The organism is Bifidobacterium porcinum (assembly GCF_055378475.1).
The window spans coordinates 770,518-788,058 of record NZ_AP029603.1 but is presented as its reverse complement, the minus strand read 5'-3'; the positions used below and the strand labels follow the sequence as shown (position 1 = coordinate 788,058).

Sequence of the window (17,541 nt, the reverse complement as noted above, 5' to 3'; positions counted from 1 at the left end):
GACTTGACGCTCGTTTACAGTGGTACCTATGACTGAGCACAACAATACCAATGCGTCAGGAGAGCATCCAACACACGGGTCCGGTGACGGTTCGAAGGACGGTTCCTCCTCCGGCGAGCCGCTTGACGAAGCATGGGAGGCGTTCGCTCACGATCACGCACGCGATCTCGAGGACGTGGAGCGGTCTCGAAATGCGAAACGATTCGAACGACACGCCCGCCGTGCTGAGAAGAAAGCGCTGCTTTCGGTCGATGACCTCGATCAGGGCACTTTCACCGACGACGCCATCGGGGCCGGCCGCGGACCGCGAGACAACACGAGCTCAAGTTGGTTGGACACCGATGACGTGATGGACCGATACAGCGACCGCTTTGTGCCGCCCACCTCCTTCACGCCCACACCGCACAGCACCATCCTGTTCACCGCGTTGACAGTCATCGGCATGTTGGGAATCATCGCCTCGGTGCTTGTGCCCAAATTCACGGGAATTATTGGGACGGTCTGCGCGATTTGCCTGCTGCTTGGCATTGCCGGATTGGCGGCGAGCCGACGGGGGCATGCCCATCACGACAATCCGTTCGATGATGGCGCCCGCGTCTGACTGAACGGGTGAAAGCAAGAACGCACGCACCCGGCTAGGGGAAACGCCTAGACTTGTGCGGAAATCCAGAGGGGCTGTCCGGAGGTTTCCCGGACAGCCCCTCTGATATGTATCCGAAGGTGATGTATTTTCGAAGATGATGTGCATCCGGAGGTCGGATACATACACGGACTAGCACCGCGGCTGCGCCAACGACAGGGTTGCCAACGACAGGGTTGATGTCACTGCGTCACACCCATGCCGCCGTGGGGTGTGACGCTGGCTGTCGATTGTCTCGTTGGCCGGCGCGTCACACGCCACGTCATAGCCGCACCACGGCGTGAATCATGCTCGCTTGGACTGCGCGAGCTTGACCCAACGCTCCAGCAGGTCCTTCGCCTTGCCGGAATCAACGGCTTCCTGAGCAAGTCCGTACGCCTGACGGAAGCGATCAGTAAGCGACCCATCGGCGATGAGATGGCCGTCGGCGACGATGGCGGAAGCGGCGTTAAGCAACGCGGTCGTCCGCGAAGCAACCGGCTTGCCATCAAGGAAGTCCCTGAAAATGCTGGCATTGAGCTCAGGCTCGCCGCCGCGAAGCTGTTCAGGGGTCACCGGGTCAAGGCCAAGCTCGGTGATGGGATTGAATTCGGTGGCCGTGACCTTGCCATCTGCAATCAGCCACACGGAAACCGGGCCGGTCGGAGCCATCTCGTCAAGGCCTTCGCTCGAGGTGTACACCATGCCGCTTTGGCCGCGATTGGCGTACACTTGCGCCATCAGCGGGCTCAATGTGCGGTCTGCGCAACCGATGGCGACATGCTTCGGATTCGCCGGATTCGTCAGCGGCCCCAGCACGTTGAATACGCACGGGATTCCCAGCGCTGAGCGGACCGGGCCGACAAAGCGCATGGCTGGGTGGAAAGTCTTGGCGAAGGCGAAGGTGATGCCGATTTCATCGCCGATTTCCGTCACTGCTTCCGGAGCGAGATCAAGCGGAACACCCAAGGCTTCAATGACATCGCCTGAACCGCACTTCGACGATGCGGCACGATTGCCGTGCTTGACGATTTTGACGCCGGCCGCCGCGGCAACCACAGCTCCCATGGACGACAGGTTCACGGTTGCGGCTTTGTCGCCGCCCGTTCCGACGATATCGGTGGTTTCGCCTGAGACGTTGAGCGGCACGGCGTGAGAGACCATTGCCTTTGCTGCGCCTTCGATTTCGTTCGCGGTCAGGCCAAGCTGCTGCTGGGTTGCAAGGACGGCGCCGACGCATGCAGGATTGGCATTGCCGTTCATGAGATCGTTGACGAACCACCAGGACTCGTCCGCATTCAAATGATTGCCGTTGACGAGTTCTGCGAGAATCGATTTCCAAGTGATCTCGGTCATCATGCCCTCCTGTGCATCTGATGTTATTGTTTGTGGCTTATTGTATCGATTTCATGTGTTCTGCCTTGTAAACGTCCACATTCTGAGGCTTCTACCGGAAATTCGTGCGATGTCAGGGCAATTGCGGCAGTCAAGCCGGGTTGACCGGCACCGCTGGCGCGGCGGATGATGTTCAGGGACGTGCAGATGTGCATCATTCGCATACATATCGTCCGAGTAAATACATATCGTCCGCATATGCAAACGGACGGCGGCGCCACCATGGGTTTCCATGATGACGCCGCCGTCCGTGAATCAAATCACACCGAGCGCTATTCGAAGCAATCAGGCCTTCTCGTTATGGCCGTGGCACATCTTGTACTTGCGCCCCGAGCCGCACGGGCACGGCGCGTTCTTCGGCGTACCCGGGAAGGTGCGGCCGTCCGCCCACGGGCTCTTGAGCTCGTCGCTCTTGGGTCGCTTGCTGGCGGGCAGCTTGACATCCTCGTGGCTGATCGGTGCAGGGCCGACGACGCCGGGCTCGCGATGCTCGGCCGCATCATCCTCATCCGCCGTCTCGTCGGACTCGCTGGGATCTTCCGGAGCGGAGCTGACCGCCGTAGGCTCGTCCTCGGCGTCAGTCGAGGTGATGCCAACCGCCGCTTCGGCCTTGTCCACAGCAACATCCTCATCATGCTCGCTCGAGATGTCCTCGTTCTGTGCGACTTCCTGAATGTCGACGTGGAAGAGCAGCTGAATGGTCTCTTCCTTGATCGCCTCGATCATCTGGTTGTACATCTGGTAGCCTTCGCGCTGGTATTCGACCAGCGGGTCGCGCTGGCCCATACCGCGCAGGCCGATGCCGTCCTTGAGATAATCCATCTCGTAGAGGTGTTCGCGCCACTTACGGTCGAGCACGGCGAGAACCACACGGCGTTCCAGCTGGTGCAGCGCCTCGTCGCTGAGCTTCTCGCCCAGTTTCACATAGGATTCCTTGGCGGAATCAACGATGAGCTTGCGCAGAGCCTCGGAGGCCTTGTCGCCCTTGAGACCACTCACAGCCTTCTTGGCTTCGTCCTCATCAACCGTGATGGTCACGATCTGGGACAGCGCCTTGAACAGGCCGTCCCAATCCCAATCCTCAGGTTTGGCGGATCCACGGTTTGCGCCACGGATGTAGCTGGCGACGGTCTCGTCAATGAAGCGCAGGATGTCCTCGTGGATGTCTTCGCCCTTGAGCACGGCCTGGCGCTCGGCGTAGATGACCTTGCGCTGCTTGTTCATCACGTCGTCATACTTGAGGACGTTCTTACGGATTTCGAAGTTGCGTGATTCGACGGCCTTCTGCGCGTTGCGCACGCCCTTGGACACGCTCTTCGATTCGATCGGCTGGCCTTCCGGAAGACCGCGGGACATCACACGCGCAACCAGCTGGGTGTTGAACAGACGCATGAGGTCGTCCTCGAGGCTCAGGTAGAAGCGGGATTCGCCCGGATCGCCCTGACGGCCGGAACGGCCGCGCAGCTGGTTGTCGATACGGCGAGACTCATGGCGTTCGGTGCCGAGCACGTACAGGCCGCCCAGCTTGGCGACTTCGTCATGCTCGTCCTTGACCTGTGCCTTGACCTCGGCCAGCGTGCCGGGCCAACGCTTCTCGTACTCCTCCGGGGTGTCCTCGGGCGAGTAGCCTTCCTTCTTGAGCTTGGCATCGGCGAGGAACTCGACGTTGCCGCCGAGCATGATGTCGGTACCACGGCCGGCCATGTTGGTGGCAACCGTGACTGCGCCCTTGCGACCGGCGACCGCGACGACCGCGGCTTCCTTCGCATGATGCTTCGCATTGAGCACCTGGTGAGGAATCTTCGCCACATCAAGCAGCGAGGAGACGACTTCGGAGGATTCAACCGATGCGGTGCCCAGCAGAACCGGCTGGCCCTTGGCATGGCGCTTGGCGACGTCCTCGATAATCGCGTGCAGCTTTTCCTTCTTCGTGCGGAAGATCAGATCGTCCTGGTCCTTGCGGATCATCGGCTTATTGGTCGGGATCGGAATCACGCCGAGCTTGTAGGTGCCCATGAATTCTGCGGCTTCGGTCTCAGCGGTACCGGTCATGCCTGCGAGCTTGTCATACATGCGGAAGTAGTTCTGCAAGGTGATGGTCGCGAAGGTCTGGTTCTCGGCCTTGACCTCGACGCCTTCCTTCGCTTCGATGGCCTGATGCAGACCTTCGTTGTAGCGGCGACCCGGCAAGATACGGCCGGTGTGCTCGTCGACGATGAGCACCTCGCCGTGGGTGACCACGTAGTCGCGGTCGCGAAGGAAGAGCTCCTTAGCCTTGATCGCGTTGTTCAGGTAGCCGATCAGCGCGGTATTGCTGGGCTCATAGAGATTATCGATGCCGAGGTAATCCTCGACCTTGCTGATGCCCGGGTCAAGGATGCCGACGGTCTTCTTCTTCTCGTCGACTTCATAGTCCTCATCACGGGTGAGCTTGGGGACCAGACGGGCGAACTTGCGGTACCAGCTGGTGACGTCGCCCTCAGCCGGGCCGGAAATGATCAACGGGGTACGGGCCTCATCGATCAGGATGGAGTCGACCTCATCGACGATCGCATAATGGTGGCCGCGCTGTACAAGCTCGCTCTTATCCCACGCCATGTTGTCGCGCAAATAATCAAAACCGAACTCGTTGTTCGTGCCATACGTGATGTCGGCGTTGTACTGCTTGCGGCGCTCCGGCGGCTTCTGATCGGTGACGATGCAGCCGACACTCATACCGAGGAACCGGTAGACGCGGCCCATAAGCTCGCTCTGGTAGCTTGCGAGGTAGTCGTTGACGGTGACCACATGCACGCCCTTGCCTTCGAGCGCATTGAGGTAGCTCGGCAGGGTTGCGACCAAGGTCTTGCCTTCGCCGGTCTTCATTTCCGCGATATTGCCCCAATGCAATGCCGCACCGCCCATGAGCTGCACGTCAAAGTGACGCATGCCCAGTGTGCGCTTCGAAGCCTCACGTACGGTGGCGAACGCCTCCGGCATAATGTCGTCAAGGCTCTTGCCGTTGTCAAGCTCCTGCTTGAACTTGGCGGTCTGTCCTTTGAGTTCCTCGTCGGAGAGGGCCGATATCTCGTCCTCAAGCGCATTCACCGCCTTCGCGACGTTTTCCAGCTTCTTCAGCTGGTGGCCTTCACCCATGCGTAGGGCCTTGTCGACGATGTTTACCACGTTTCGCTCCCTAGTTCATTCAGCACGACGAGCGCGGCGGGCTACCCAGTCCGCACACAACTCATCCCATAGTACGCGACGGAGGAGATTTTACACTCCCCTGCTCCAATTGCGCCGACATGGGCGGGTCGTGCGCCCGGCCGGCATGACGGGAGCCCGCGTGCACTGCAACGCGGGCTCCCGTCGCTATATTTCTGCAGAACCGCTATCGAGCGGCCAGTGTTCAGGCTTCCTTCTTGGCCTTGGCCACGTTTTCGGCGGTGTCGATCTCGAAGACGCCGTAGCTCCAGCCGTGACGATGGTAGACCACCGACGGACGACCAGTCTCCTTGTTGACGAACAGGAAGAAGTCGTGGCCGATCAGCTCCATCTCATACAGGGCCTCGTCGATGCTCATCGGTTCAGCGATGTGCAGCTTGCGACGGATGACAATCGGCGTGTCGCCAACCTGGACCTCAACGGATTCACCCGGACCCAAATCGGATGCCACCGCAGCCTGCGGGCTGTTGTTCGGCTCCTCTTCCTTAGGCTCCTCCTCATCCGGGGTCTCAACCGGTCCAAGATCGACCGGAACCGGGTTGACATAACCACGACGGTGATCCTTGCGGCGATCACGGGCACGACGCAGACGGAGCGTCAGCTTGTCCAGAGCCATGTCGAGAGCGCTATACTCATCGGAGCTCGACGCTTCGGCGCGGACTACGGTGCGTCCGGCCACCACGGTGATCTCAACACGCTTGGCGGTATCTGCCTGACGCGGATTACCCTCGTGGGTCACGACAATCTGAGCGCGCTGGGCGTCCGGAGCGATTGCGGTCACACGATTCATCTTGCTTTCAACGACGTCACGGAATTTCTGACTGACCTGCGTGTGGCGTCCGGTGATGACGATTTCCATGTGGACCTCCTAGCCTCAAGCGGTGTTACCCGCTGTGTGTGGGTTGTCCCGAACTGCGTCTTCGCCGTCCGGGTATGTCTTATTGTAGCCGAATACTTCGCAAAGTGAAGACAATTCGCTCTCGGGTGTCGGAATTGTTCTCGTCATCGTGCTGTATCGGGCGTGTGCTTATAATGGTGATTCTGAGACCCCATGATGGCCGCGGTCAATATGACTGAGGAACTTCCGGGCTCCATAGAGCACGATGGCGGATAACATCCGCCCAGGGTGACCTGAGAGATAGCGCAACAGAGAACAGACCGCCCGGCTTCGGCCGAGTAAGGGTGAAACGGCGGTGCAAGAGACCACCGGGCCGCTGGTGACAGCGGCCGCATGGCAAGCCTCATCGGGAGCAAGGCCAAGCAGAAGACGTCAAGGGTTGCTCGCCCATGTCTTCGGGTAGGCTGCTAGAGCCTGGCGGCAACGTCAGGTCGAGATGGATGGCCATCCGTGTGGAGACACACGACAGAACCCGGGGTATGTGGGGTCTCGTCAACTTCCAGGACCCGCCACTTAGGCGGGTCTTGTTGTATCCGGCAGCAGTTGGCACGTCGGTGTATCAGGTATCGGTATATCGGATATCGGTATATCGGGTATCGGGGCGTATAGGCCAACACACGTTCCGACGCCGTCGCTCCTGCAGCTCGCAAACCGTGCATCACACCTTCTGCCGACGCTCACAAGCCATCCAGAGTCGACACAACCTTCTACCGACACCCACGACTCCCTCAGCGTCGGCAGAAGCAGAGGGATTTTCGGTGAGACGGCGCATGCTGACAATGCCGACCTGTATGGCCTCGATGCAGGTACAACCGGAGAATCGCGGCAGTCAGCGAAATCCGACGGCCCGCGCGAACCATCCTCGTGCTTGTGCGCGAACCATCCTCGTGCGCGACCCACTTCACATGCGACGGTCTTCGTGCGCGACCGTCCTCGTGCGCAACCGTCCTCACACCGACTCGTGGTCTTGCATACGATTTCACCGAGCACTGTTCTTCGTACGCGACCGTCCTCACACTCGACGGCCCCCACTCGCATGCATCCGTCATCAGTCGCAAATAGAAAGACGAGACGAGCACGCCGACAGCTACGATGCACCCCGCCACGCGCACCACCTCGACCACGTCAAGATACATGACGAGACGCGGTCGCCGAGAGCCGCAATGCCCGGACACGCCGTTAGCTGGCGCATCCGGGCATCGCGGTTGTGATTCCACAAGAATCAGGCATGCCTCTTCAGGCATCCTTGTCGAACAGGCTGTGCGATATGTCCCGCAGGATGTCAGGACTATGACCTTTGCGCCCGCCGGCAGCCCAGAACCGCCTCCGCCTGACTTGCAAATCAAGCCCCGCTGTACGAGCAGCGACGCTACGCCCGAGCTCCCAAGCCGCATCGACGAATACGCCGGCTTCACGGGCTTCGCCGACCACCTGTTGAGACAGTGCTCGGTCAACGCGTTTGCGCGACAACTCAAGCAGCGTACCGCGCTCCCCCAGCATGCGCCCGGCGCAATACCTGACCACTGACCTGGCGTATTCCTCGTCGTTGACAAGACCGACTTCACGCAATCTCGCTACGACAGCGTCGGCAACGGTTTCGTCGTACCCCTTGAGGACAAGACGCTCCAGCAGCGCCGCGCTCGAACGATCCGCACAGTCCAGCAGACGCAATGCCGCTTCCCGGCAAGCATCCTCATCACATGGGTCGCTCGGCCCTTCCTTAGATGCGGCAACGCCTTTGGCCCCGGCGCCCCGGACCCACGACCTTCCGGCCCGCTTGGCTTTTCCGCGCGCCCAACTCCGCGCATGTGGCCTAGCATCGTGTTGATTATGGTCTTCCGGATGCCCGTCGTTCGCATCTTCGAGGACATCCGGCCGAGGTACCCCCATCGCCACGTCTGATACGGCATCATGCGCGGCGATGGGAGTACCATGTCGCGCGATAAACGCTTCGGCGTCGATCATCGGACGTCAGGTTTTTTCGATGCCGCCGCAGAATCGGCAGCAGCCGCTTTGCCAGCCGCGCCACTTGTCGGCGCGGCGGCCGCTGCCGCCTCATCGCCTTCCGCGAATTGGTCAGTCGGCTCACTCAGGCCGAACGCCTCCTTGACCTTGGTCTCAATCTCGTCGGACAGCTCGGGATTGTCTTTGAGATATTTGCGCACGTTCTCACGGCCTTGACCCAACTGGTCGCCGTTGTAGGTGAACCAGGAGCCCGACTTCTTGATGACATTGCTCTGCAACGCCATATCGATGATCGAGCCTTCCTTGGAAATGCCTTCGCCGTAGAGCACGTCGAACTCGGCGGACTTGAATGGCGGCGCCATCTTGTTCTTGACAACCTTGACCCTGGTACGGCTGCCGACGGCTTCGTCCCCGTTCTTCAGGGTTTGAATACGACGAATGTCAAGACGCACCGACGAATAGAACTTCAACGCCTTGCCGCCGGTGGTAGTTTCCGGATTGCCGAAGAACACACCGATCTTCTCGCGCAACTGATTGATGAAAATCGCCGTGGTGTTGGCTTGCGCGAGGGCGCCGGTCATCTTGCGCAACGCCTGGCTCATCAAACGCGCCTGAAGACCGACATGGCTGTCGCCCATATCGCCTTCGATTTCAGCCTTAGGCACCAGCGCGGCCACAGAATCGATGACGATCACGTCAAGCGCACCAGACCTGATGAGCATATCCGCGATTTCCAATGCCTGCTCGCCGTTGTCTGGCTGGGATACGATCAGTGAATCGGTATCCACCCCCAAATGGCGTGCATACACCGGATCCAATGCGTGTTCGGCGTCGATGAACGCGGCGACACCGCCCGCCTTCTGTGCGTTGGCGACAACATGCAGTGCAAGCGTGGTCTTGCCGGAAGATTCCGGTCCGAAAATCTCCACGATACGGCCGCGCGGCAACCCGCCGATGCCGAGGGCCATGTCAAGCGCAAGTGAACCAGTGGGGATTACTTCAACATTCTGCTCCGGACGATCACCCAGACGCATTGCCGAGCCTTTTCCGAAGCTCTTCTCCACCTGCGCAAGCGCAGTGTCCAATGCGGCTTTACGCCGGGGATCGATCTCGTGAGCCCCGGATTCCTGGGCGGCCCCGCCAGCTTTGGCGCCCGCCGCCTTGGCCGATTTTGTCTGCTGTGCCATGTGTTCTCCTTATCTTCACGATTTCAGCGACGATTTCCACGCTACGTGAACCACGCCGATGGTTCCACCTTGCACCGGCAATGTGGTCAAAGGTTGCATTGCCTTCTGCGCCAAGGCCTCAGGGCATCCCGTCACGGAATCGTGTCGTGCAGTTATCACTATACCGCATCATGCGAACAAATGTTCGAATACCACCCGCCGGGCAGCGCAAGCTGAATGCACGTCACCTGCCTTGCCGCCGACCGGCGGGCAGTGGCGGCGCGTTGTGGTTCTTCCCCCAACGCCTGGAATCAGGGATATCCATCTGGTCGCACAGCACATTCCACACGACGCGGGGCTCCTCCCCCGCGGCAAGTGCTTCGACCACCGTCATATCGCCCAGTTTGGGCAGCCGTTGATCCTTGGACAGGCTCCGACCATACACACGGCCGAACACCTCCTCCAACAGTTGCCAGAATTCACGTTCACGCACGCAGCAAGTCTCGCACAACCGGGCTACAAGCCCATCAACGACCGCCCGCTTTTGTACTTGCCTCTTCCAATTGCACACCTGCCTCCACGCATCCGCCTGTGCCAGGGAACATCCGCGCCGCCGAAACCGCACGCACAAAACGGGCGCCTCCCGCCGTAATCGGCAGGAAGCGCCCGCGTTTTCTAACAAACCGTCAACCGGCGATTCTTCGCCGTCGCCCGGCTAATACCCATCGATCAGGCATGCACCGAATCGAGATAATCAGCCACCATACGCAACATCTGCGCGGTGCTCAAGCCGAGTGAAGCTGCAATCGAGCTGAGCAGCTCCGAACTCGCTTCCTTCTGGCCACGCTCCACCTCGGAAAGATAGCCGAGAGAGACGCCGGCCTTCTCGCTGACCTCGCGCAAGGTCTTATGGTCACGGGTGCGCAAATCGCGCAACACATGGCCAATGGCCTCACGCAGGGAGACATCCTTCAGCTGCGAGGTCTCCTCATGCTTGCGGATCGTGGCATGCGGCTTGGTGTGCTCGGCGTCTTCCTCCTGCCACATGCGAGACAGCGCCGACTGACGCTCGTCTTTCGCCTTCTTTGCGGCACGCGCACGCAGCACCTGCTGCTGCGCGAACATCACAGCACGACGCTGGGCCGGCGTCAAATCACGCATACGCGCCGCCTGCCCCGCACGAATCTGGGAATTCTGAACTGCCTTGGTTTCCGTCATCTGATTGATCTGGGTCATCGTTTCCATCTGCGCAACCCCTTTCGGCTTCGTGTCGTTTTTTCTACACCATGAACAACCGGGAGTGCGGCGAAATTATTCCTGTAGCCCAACTGTGAGCTGCCTCACATTGTTCAATACGTGCCATACCGTCTGTTCGCGCACCTGCCCGCGATCGCCGTGCAAATGCAGTTCCACCGCGGATTCGGTGCGCTTCCCATCCGTCAACACGGCCGGAAGGGAACAGCCGATATACACAAGGCCAGCGGGCTTGTCCCCGTCAGGCCCGGGACCGGCGACCCCGGTGGTGGACAGACCAATCACACGGCCCCCGTACTCCGGCTGATCATACAGGCGGGCGGTCGCAGCGGCCATCTGACGGGCGACCTCAGGATGCACCGCACCTTCACGAGCCAACAACGAGGCATCGACGCCGAGAATCTTCGCCTTCGCGCGGATGTCATAGGTGACTGCAGACCCGAGGAATACCTCGGACGCGCCCGGAATACGTACGAACGCGTCCGCAAGCAGACCGCCCGTCAGCGATTCGGAGGCAGCAATCTTCACGCCGTGGCGCTTGCAATACTCCAGCACCTGCACGGCGAGCCCGTCACGCTGCGCCAAACCATACCCCGTGACCGGCATTCAGTGCTCCGTGGCCTGCGCGGCACCCCGACGCGCCTTGACGACGCGGTACACGTACAGCGCCCCTGAATACAGACACAGGAACAGCGCCACGTAGATCAGGAAGTTCGTGATGAAAGTGTAGACATTCAGCGCGGTGGCATTCGTGATGAACGTGTACGCCGGAACCAGCAGCATGCCCAAGCCAATGCACTGGCACAGTGTCTTGTACTTGCCTGCCTTGTCCGCCGCGATCACCTTGCCGCCGGTGTCGATGACGAAGAAGCGCATCACGGTGATACCGATTTCACGGATGAGGAACAGGATGGTCACCCACCAGAAGACCTCGCCGAATGCGGAGGCAACAATCAGTGTTGAGCAGGTGAGCAGCTTGTCGGCGATCGGGTCCATGAGTTTACCCAGCTCGGTGACCTGGTTGTATTTTCTGGCCATCCACCCGTCGAGCTTGTCAGTCGAAGCGGCGATGATGAACAGAATCGCGGCCGTCCACCGCAGGCCGTGGCTATGTGAACCCCACGGGCCGGCGGCGATATCGATGCCGAGAAAGACCAGCACCAACACGATTCGCGTATAAGTGACTATGTTCGGAGGGCTGTTCCAGCCGTCCAGAAGCGATACCTTGTGTTCTTGTTCAGTCTGCATACCGTTCACCTTACCTCTACTGCACTACCGGACGATGACAACAAGCTGTTAATTCACTGACGGCTTGGCGCGTCCGGCCAGGGTATCCGTGCCCGTGCCTGAAGTGTCTGTGCGATGTCGAAGACACCTCTATGGTGCCACCGGCATCGCACAAATCCCGCCGCCGTGTCTTCAAATCCTCTCCGGCGATTACGCCTCGCCATCGGAGCCTACGCCCGAGACAATCGAATCGGTTTTGCCTTCAATGAACGCGAGTACCTGCGGCAAATCCTGCGGCTGGACCAACACTTCCCTGGCCTTGGACCCCTCGGACGGACCGACAACCCCACGCGATTCAAGCAAATCCATCAGACGCCCGGCCTTGGCGAAGCCGACACGCAGCTTGCGCTGGAGCATGGACGTCGAACCGAACTGGGTGGTGACCACCAGCTGGGCAGCTTGCAGAAGCACATCCATATCGTCACCGATGTCTTCGGTCGGGTCGACTGTATGCTTGTCCGCCTCCTTGGCCATCTGCTCGATGTCCTCGCGATAATGCGGTTTGCGTTGGGTGCGTACGAATTCGACCGCTTTGCGAATCTCGGATTCCCCGACCCACGAGCCTTGCACACGAATGGGACGCGCCTGTCCCATCGGCAGGAACAGCGCATCGCCTTGTCCGATTAGGGTCTCGGCGCCTGTCGTATCGAGGATCACGCGCGAATCCGTCGCCGACGAGGTCGCGAATGCCAAGCGAGACGGGATATTCGCCTTAATCAGACCGGTAACCACATCGACCGACGGACGCTGGGTGGCGAGCACCAGATGCACGCCGGCGGCGCGAGCCAGCTGGGTGATGCGCTGGATCGAGCTTTCGACATCGTTCTTCGCGACCATCATGAGGTCGGCCATCTCGTCGACAACCACCAGCAGGTACGGGTATGGGGCAACCTTGCGTTTCGAGCCGGCCGGGGCATGCACTTTGCCTTCCATCACGGCCTTGTTGAAGTCCTTCATGTTGCGGAAGCCGAAGAACTGGAGGTCGTCGTAGCGGGCGTCCATCTCCTTGACCACCCATTCCAGCGCCTGAGCGGCATGCTTCGGATCCGTGATGATCGGCGTGAGCAAATGCGGGATGCCGGCATACGCGGACAATTCGACGCGCTTGGGGTCGACGAGAATCAAGCGCACCTGCTCCGGTGTGGCGCGCATGATAATCGACATGAGCATCGAGTTGATAAAGCTGGACTTACCTGAACCGGTCGCGCCGGCGACCAGCAGATGCGGCATTTTCGTCAGGTCGGCGGTGACGAAATGGCCTTCGACATCCTTACCGACGCCGGCGAGCATCGGGTTCGGGTCGTTACGTGCCTTGTCCGAACGAAGCACGTCGCCCAAATGCACGATTTCGCGATCAATATTCGGAATCTCGATGCCGATCGCCGATTTGCCGGGGATCGGCGAAAGGATACGCACGTCGGAACTGGCCACCGCATAGGCGATATTGCGCTGGAGATTGGTGACCTTCTCGACCTTGACACCCGGTCCGAGCTCGACCTCGTACTGGGTGACGGACGGACCGCGCAGGAAGCCGACGACTTTCGCGTCGACCTTGAATTGCTGGAACGTGTCGGTCAGCGCGCGGATGACATTGTCGTTCGCCGGAGTGCGCATCGCATGAGGCTTGCCTTTGACGAGCATGCCGAGATCTGGCAGCTGATAGGGCCGGCTCTCGTCGGGCTCGGCGGGCGTCTGGCCGCCCGTCTGCCCGGCGCCCTCGTCAGTCTGTCCTTCGGACGTCCCGTATGCCCCGGTTCCTTCCGGATCGGTGGCACCAGCGGTTTGTGTGCCGTCGCCTCGCGCATCGCTCTGCGCGATAGCGGCCCACGGGTCATTCCCCACCGACACACGCGAGGTGGGCACGATGGCCGGAGCTACCGGCATCTGGGCATGGTCGTCGACCGCTTGTGAGATGCCGGTGCCGTCCGGAGCCATCGGGGAGACGCCCGAAGACACCGTGCGCGGGGCGCCCAAACGGGTTTCAGCCGCCTCACCATGCTGTTTGGCCGCATGGGAGAAGGCCTCGTCACCAGCGTATTCGTCAAGACGATCGTCGCTGTCCGGCTTGGGTTTGCGACGGAACAGCCTGGCGAAGAATCCCGGCTTGTGCTCCGGCTGCGCCTCAGCGTCATCATCGGAACCGTCATGGGCGGGCACGCCTTCGGCCATCTGCATGACGCCATCGCCGACCCGAACTTCGTTCGGATACTGCTCGTCATCGTCCTCATCCTGATCGTCGTCACGATCCGCGCCGCCGCCAAGACGATCAGCCAACGCGTGGAAGCAGTCAGGAAGATCCTGGACGTGGGTACGTGTAATCAACAGCAGCGAGAACAGGGCGACAATCACGAATACGATGACCGCGAACACCTTCGACAGCCCCCATGCGAGCGGCGATCCCAGCAGGAAGCCGAACACACCGCCTGCATTCTCGAGGACCGACAGATCGAAACCGTGGGTGTCGGACGCCACGACGGCATCGATGATCGAGCAAATCGACCACAGCAGCAACACCCAGCCCGTCACCACACGCGGATTGTCGGAATCCTTGCCGGCATTGCGCATCAGACGGAACGCCACAATCGCGAGGAACACAGGAAGTACAACGCTCATCACACCGAATGTGCCGGCGGCGAGCGTATGCAGGAAACGTCCCAAGGCCCCGTTGACCCGGAACCATTCGGAAGCGCAGAACAGCACCGAAAGAACCACCATCACAAAGCACAGGCCGTCACGCCGGTACATCGGGTCATACTCGCCGACGCCGGCGAGCGCCCTGACCGCAGCACCGAAACCGCGCGGAATGGCGAGCAGCAGCTTCTTCCACAGCGGCTCCTCACCGACGAGACGCTCGTCGTCAGATAATACGCGGGTGCGTGCCGTATCTTCCGTACCGGTACGTTTCGATGACCCGCTCGACCTGCGGCGGGTTGATGTCTTGTGCTCCTGTGAAGAGGATGAGGATGTGGTTCGTGCCATAGCGACTCTGATTCTAGCGTCCGGCGGTCACATCGTTGAAACGGGACAGCTTCGGCCTCTTACGCCTGGATGTCACCGAGATGGTGCTGGACGTATTCGTCGGCATGCGCGTCAATCGCGTCATACTCCCCCGCGTCCGCGTGATCGATAATCGCCATCGCGTTATCCAGCAGCTGAGGGTTCAGTGCCTCAAGCCAATGGATGCGCGGGTCGCGGCCGAACCATCCCATCTGTTTGCGGGCGAGCCTGCGCGTTTTCTGCGCGATATCGAAGAACGCGTCATCCTCGTCCCAGATGCCGTCCAGATAGTCGATAATCTGCTGGTAGCCCAGCGCCCGCCCGGCGGTGAAGCCCAGATGCGGGCGCAAGCGGCGTACTTCGTCCACGAATCCATGTTCACGCATCGACTGGGTGCGTTGCATGATCCGGTCGTCAAGCTCGCGCCGCGGCAAATCAAGCCCGATCTGCACGCTGGGAATCACGTAACGGTAGCGGGGCAAGCTCGCCGAATACGGGCGTCCGGTCACTTCGATGACTTCAAGCGCGCGGACGGTCCGCCGCGGGTTATGCGGGTCCATACGAGCCGCGGCCTCGGGATCCTTGGCCTTGAGCTCTTGGAACAGCGCGGCGGCGCCTTCCTCGCGCTCCCGCTGTTCCAAACGCTTGCGCACCTCGGGATCGGTGCCGGGGAAGGAGATGTCGTCAATCGCAGCGCGTGCGTACAGGCCTGAACCGCCGACCAGAATCGGCCTGATGCCTTGCGATTGCAGATCGTTGATACACTCGCGGGCAAGCGTCTGGAACCGGGCGACACTCATCGTGTCATCCGGGTCGACGATGTCAAGCAGATGATGCGGGACCTCGGCTTGTTCCTCAGGGGTAGGTTTCGCCGTGCCGATATCCATGCCCCGGTACATCTGGTAGGCGTCCGCGTTCACGATTTCCGCGCGCTCGCCGCGTTCCGCGAGGGCTTTCGCTATGGCGATGCCCAATCCGGTCTTGCCTGACGCCGTCGGGCCGACAATCGAAACGACACGCGGGGCCGAAGCCCCTGCGGATACAGTTGGCGACTGCTCGCAGCGGTCCGACAACCCGGAATCCTTCAGTTCTTCCATCGGTTCACTCTCGCCGTCCGCCTGCAGCATATATGCCTCCATGTCTGTCGTTTCTCTCCACCACTGTACTCAACCCATCCAGACGCCGTGGGACGCCCGGCACCGGTGTTCAGCCGCGACGGACCCGATAGGTTTGTCCCGCCTGCGGATCGGGGTCGGCAATCAGATTATGCTCACCGGCGTGGGTGACGGTCGCCGTCACAAAATCACCGACCTGCGGCTGCGGGCAGCCTTCAGGCACGCCGATATGCACTAACGCCCCGGTCCGCTCACGGCCGGTGACCCGATGCGTCTCATCGTCCTTCTTGCCATGGGTCCCGGTGATCATGACCTCCACATCTCGCCCTTCGAACTTGTCAAGCTCCTCTTGCGTGATCCGTTGCTGAAGAGCGAGCAGACGGTCGAAGCGCTCCTGGACAACCTGCTTGGGAATCTGTTCCATCGCGGCGGCCGGGGTGCCCGGGCGAGGCGAATATTCGAAGGTGAAGGCGGTCGAGAACCGCGCCTGTTCGACCACGTCGAGCGTGCGCTGAAAATCCTCCTCGGTCTCCCCGGGGAATCCGACGATGATGTCGGTGGAGATACGGGCGTCAGGCATCGCCTCCCTTACCTTGGACAGGATGGTCAAGAACCGTTCCGTACGGTACGAACGCCGCATGGCGCGCAGTACACGATCGGAGCCCGATTGCAACGGCATGTGCAGCTGGTGCATGACGTTCGGCGTCTGGGCCATCGCGTCGATGACATCGTCGGTGAATGCGGCGGGGTGCGGCGAGGTGAACCGGACGCGTTCCAGCCCCTCGACCTGTCCGCAGGCACGCAACAGCTTGGAAAACGCATACCGGTCCCCCATCCCGTAGCCGTACGAGTTGACGTTCTGCCCCAACAGTGTCACCTCTTTGGCGCCGTTGGCCACGCACTCGCGCACCTCGGCGAGCACATCGCCCGGGCGCCGGTCATGCTCGCGGCCGCGGGTGGTCGGCACGATGCAGAAGGTGCACGTGTTGTTGCACCCCACCGAAATCGACACCCACGAGGAGATACGCGAGGAACGGGCAGCCGGCAACTGGCTCGGGAAATAAGTCAGGTCGTTGGCGACATCGATCTGCGGCTCGCCGGTCGCGCGCGCTTGGTCAAGCAGACGCGGAAGTGAGGCAATGCTTTTCGTACCGAACACCGCATCGACCCACGGGGTCCGTTTGGCGATGCGCTCGCGGTCCAGCTGGGCCATGCATCCGCCGATTGCGATCTGCACGCGCGGATTCGCATGCTTGTAGCGCGCCCAGCGTCCGATGGTGCCGTACATGCGTTCGGCGGCGTTCTCCCGCACCGCGCAGGTGTTCATGACCACAAGATCGAAATCATGCCGCGCGATCTGGCGTTCACTCGCCGGCACATACCCGTCCTGCTCCAGCACGCCTGCGATACGCTCGGAATCGTGCACATTCATCTGACAGCCGAGCGTATGAATATAGAACACACCCTTGCCGCGGCCGTCCGGCCGAACATTCCCCGACTGCCCGGCAGCCGGTCTCGAGGCGCGCTCCGCCTCGGTCATCATCGCTTCATCCATAACCGCCGATTGTATCGTCCGGTCGGCACACCGCCGGCGTGCCCGAACACCCGGCATGTCGCCGTGGAATCCGACACATCCGGGGA

The 17,541-nt window shown here is 60.9% G+C and carries 13 protein-coding genes and 1 other RNA gene; 2 read left to right on the top strand and 12 right to left on the bottom strand.

Annotated elements, in window-relative coordinates:
• Nucleotides 1-28 precede the first annotated feature (28 nt).
• On the top strand, nucleotides 29-601 hold the full coding sequence (locus tag ACZ41G_RS02900; RefSeq protein WP_412171090.1) for a hypothetical protein: 573 nt from the start codon (nucleotides 29-31) through the stop codon (nucleotides 599-601).
• A 324-nt stretch (nucleotides 602-925) separates the two neighbouring features.
• Here the strand turns inward: ACZ41G_RS02900 and trpD are convergent, their stop codons facing one another.
• The 3 genes from trpD to hpf form a co-directional block, all read right to left on the bottom strand.
• Nucleotides 926-1,975, bottom strand: coding sequence for an anthranilate phosphoribosyltransferase (gene trpD / locus ACZ41G_RS02895; protein ID WP_101452192.1), 1,050 nt, complete (start codon nucleotides 1,973-1,975; stop codon nucleotides 926-928).
• Nucleotides 1,976-2,299: 324 nt separating this feature from the next.
• Nucleotides 2,300-5,179, bottom strand: a complete 2,880-nt coding sequence (gene secA, locus ACZ41G_RS02890; RefSeq protein WP_464145849.1) for a preprotein translocase subunit SecA — start codon at nucleotides 5,177-5,179, stop codon at nucleotides 2,300-2,302.
• 223 nt (nucleotides 5,180-5,402) lie between these two features.
• Nucleotides 5,403-6,077, bottom strand: a complete 675-nt coding sequence (hpf, locus tag ACZ41G_RS02885; protein ID WP_026650462.1) for a ribosome hibernation-promoting factor, HPF/YfiA family — start codon at nucleotides 6,075-6,077, stop codon at nucleotides 5,403-5,405.
• A gap of 183 nt (nucleotides 6,078-6,260) precedes the next feature.
• On the opposite strand from hpf, the gene rnpB reads away from it, so the two are divergent.
• Nucleotides 6,261-6,612: RNase P RNA component class A (gene rnpB / locus ACZ41G_RS02880), an RNA gene on the top strand.
• Between the two features lie 740 nt (nucleotides 6,613-7,352).
• On the opposite strand, the gene ACZ41G_RS02875 is transcribed toward rnpB, so the two are convergent.
• From ACZ41G_RS02875 to miaB, 9 genes are all read right to left on the bottom strand, one after another.
• On the bottom strand, nucleotides 7,353-8,081 hold the full coding sequence (locus tag ACZ41G_RS02875; RefSeq protein ID WP_464145846.1) for a regulatory protein RecX: 729 nt from the start codon (nucleotides 8,079-8,081) through the stop codon (nucleotides 7,353-7,355).
• The gene (gene recA, locus ACZ41G_RS02870; RefSeq protein WP_464145844.1) at nucleotides 8,078-9,268 is read right to left on the bottom strand and encodes a recombinase RecA; all 1,191 of its coding nucleotides are present in this window, start codon (nucleotides 9,266-9,268) and stop codon (nucleotides 8,078-8,080) included. Before recA ends, ACZ41G_RS02875 begins: the two co-directional genes overlap by 4 nt.
• Nucleotides 9,269-9,491: 223 nt before the next feature.
• Nucleotides 9,492-9,740, bottom strand: a complete 249-nt coding sequence (locus ACZ41G_RS02865; RefSeq protein WP_464145842.1) for a DUF3046 domain-containing protein — start codon at nucleotides 9,738-9,740, stop codon at nucleotides 9,492-9,494.
• A 236-nt stretch (nucleotides 9,741-9,976) separates the two neighbouring features.
• Nucleotides 9,977-10,492 (bottom strand): helix-turn-helix domain-containing protein, encoded by a 516-nt coding sequence (locus ACZ41G_RS02860; RefSeq protein WP_033505278.1) that lies wholly within the window; start codon nucleotides 10,490-10,492, stop codon nucleotides 9,977-9,979.
• A gap of 66 nt (nucleotides 10,493-10,558) precedes the next feature.
• A complete protein-coding gene (locus tag ACZ41G_RS02855) occupies nucleotides 10,559-11,107 on the bottom strand; it encodes a CinA family protein (RefSeq protein ID WP_464145840.1) in 549 nt (182 codons plus the stop codon).
• Nucleotides 11,108-11,749 carry a CDP-diacylglycerol--glycerol-3-phosphate 3-phosphatidyltransferase gene (gene pgsA / locus ACZ41G_RS02850; RefSeq protein ID WP_304325718.1) on the bottom strand — a complete coding sequence of 214 codons (642 nt, stop codon included), beginning with the start codon at nucleotides 11,747-11,749 and terminating at the stop codon, nucleotides 11,108-11,110.
• 189 nt (nucleotides 11,750-11,938) lie between these two features.
• The gene (locus tag ACZ41G_RS02845) at nucleotides 11,939-14,767 is read right to left on the bottom strand and encodes an FtsK/SpoIIIE family DNA translocase (protein ID WP_464145837.1); all 2,829 of its coding nucleotides are present in this window, start codon (nucleotides 14,765-14,767) and stop codon (nucleotides 11,939-11,941) included.
• A 59-nt stretch (nucleotides 14,768-14,826) separates the two neighbouring features.
• The gene (gene miaA, locus ACZ41G_RS02840) at nucleotides 14,827-15,882 is read right to left on the bottom strand and encodes a tRNA (adenosine(37)-N6)-dimethylallyltransferase MiaA (protein ID WP_464145835.1); all 1,056 of its coding nucleotides are present in this window, start codon (nucleotides 15,880-15,882) and stop codon (nucleotides 14,827-14,829) included.
• 109 nt (nucleotides 15,883-15,991) lie between these two features.
• The gene (gene miaB, locus ACZ41G_RS02835; RefSeq protein ID WP_412171097.1) at nucleotides 15,992-17,455 is read right to left on the bottom strand and encodes a tRNA (N6-isopentenyl adenosine(37)-C2)-methylthiotransferase MiaB; all 1,464 of its coding nucleotides are present in this window, start codon (nucleotides 17,453-17,455) and stop codon (nucleotides 15,992-15,994) included.
• Nucleotides 17,456-17,541: the final 86 nt, after the last annotated feature.

Excerpts from the sequence above, each read along its gene's own strand:
- trpD (WP_101452192.1), bottom strand. The coding sequence starts at position 1,975 with ATGACCGAGATCACTTGGAAATCGATTCTCGCAGAACTCGTCAACGGC.
- pgsA (WP_304325718.1), bottom strand. The coding sequence starts at position 11,749 with ATGCAGACTGAACAAGAACACAAGGTATCGCTTCTGGACGGCTGGAAC.
- ACZ41G_RS02900 (WP_412171090.1), top strand. The coding sequence starts at position 29 with ATGACTGAGCACAACAATACCAATGCGTCAGGAGAGCATCCAACACAC.
- miaB (WP_412171097.1), bottom strand. The coding sequence starts at position 17,455 with ATGGATGAAGCGATGATGACCGAGGCGGAGCGCGCCTCGAGACCGGCT.
- ACZ41G_RS02845 (WP_464145837.1), bottom strand. The coding sequence starts at position 14,767 with ATGGCACGAACCACATCCTCATCCTCTTCACAGGAGCACAAGACATCA.
- ACZ41G_RS02875 (WP_464145846.1), bottom strand. The coding sequence starts at position 8,081 with ATGATCGACGCCGAAGCGTTTATCGCGCGACATGGTACTCCCATCGCC.
- ACZ41G_RS02855 (WP_464145840.1), bottom strand. The coding sequence starts at position 11,107 with ATGCCGGTCACGGGGTATGGTTTGGCGCAGCGTGACGGGCTCGCCGTG.
- recA (WP_464145844.1), bottom strand. The coding sequence starts at position 9,268 with ATGGCACAGCAGACAAAATCGGCCAAGGCGGCGGGCGCCAAAGCTGGC.
- miaA (WP_464145835.1), bottom strand. The coding sequence starts at position 15,882 with ATGGAAGAACTGAAGGATTCCGGGTTGTCGGACCGCTGCGAGCAGTCG.
- ACZ41G_RS02860 (WP_033505278.1), bottom strand. The coding sequence starts at position 10,492 with ATGGAAACGATGACCCAGATCAATCAGATGACGGAAACCAAGGCAGTT.
- hpf (WP_026650462.1), bottom strand. The coding sequence starts at position 6,077 with ATGGAAATCGTCATCACCGGACGCCACACGCAGGTCAGTCAGAAATTC.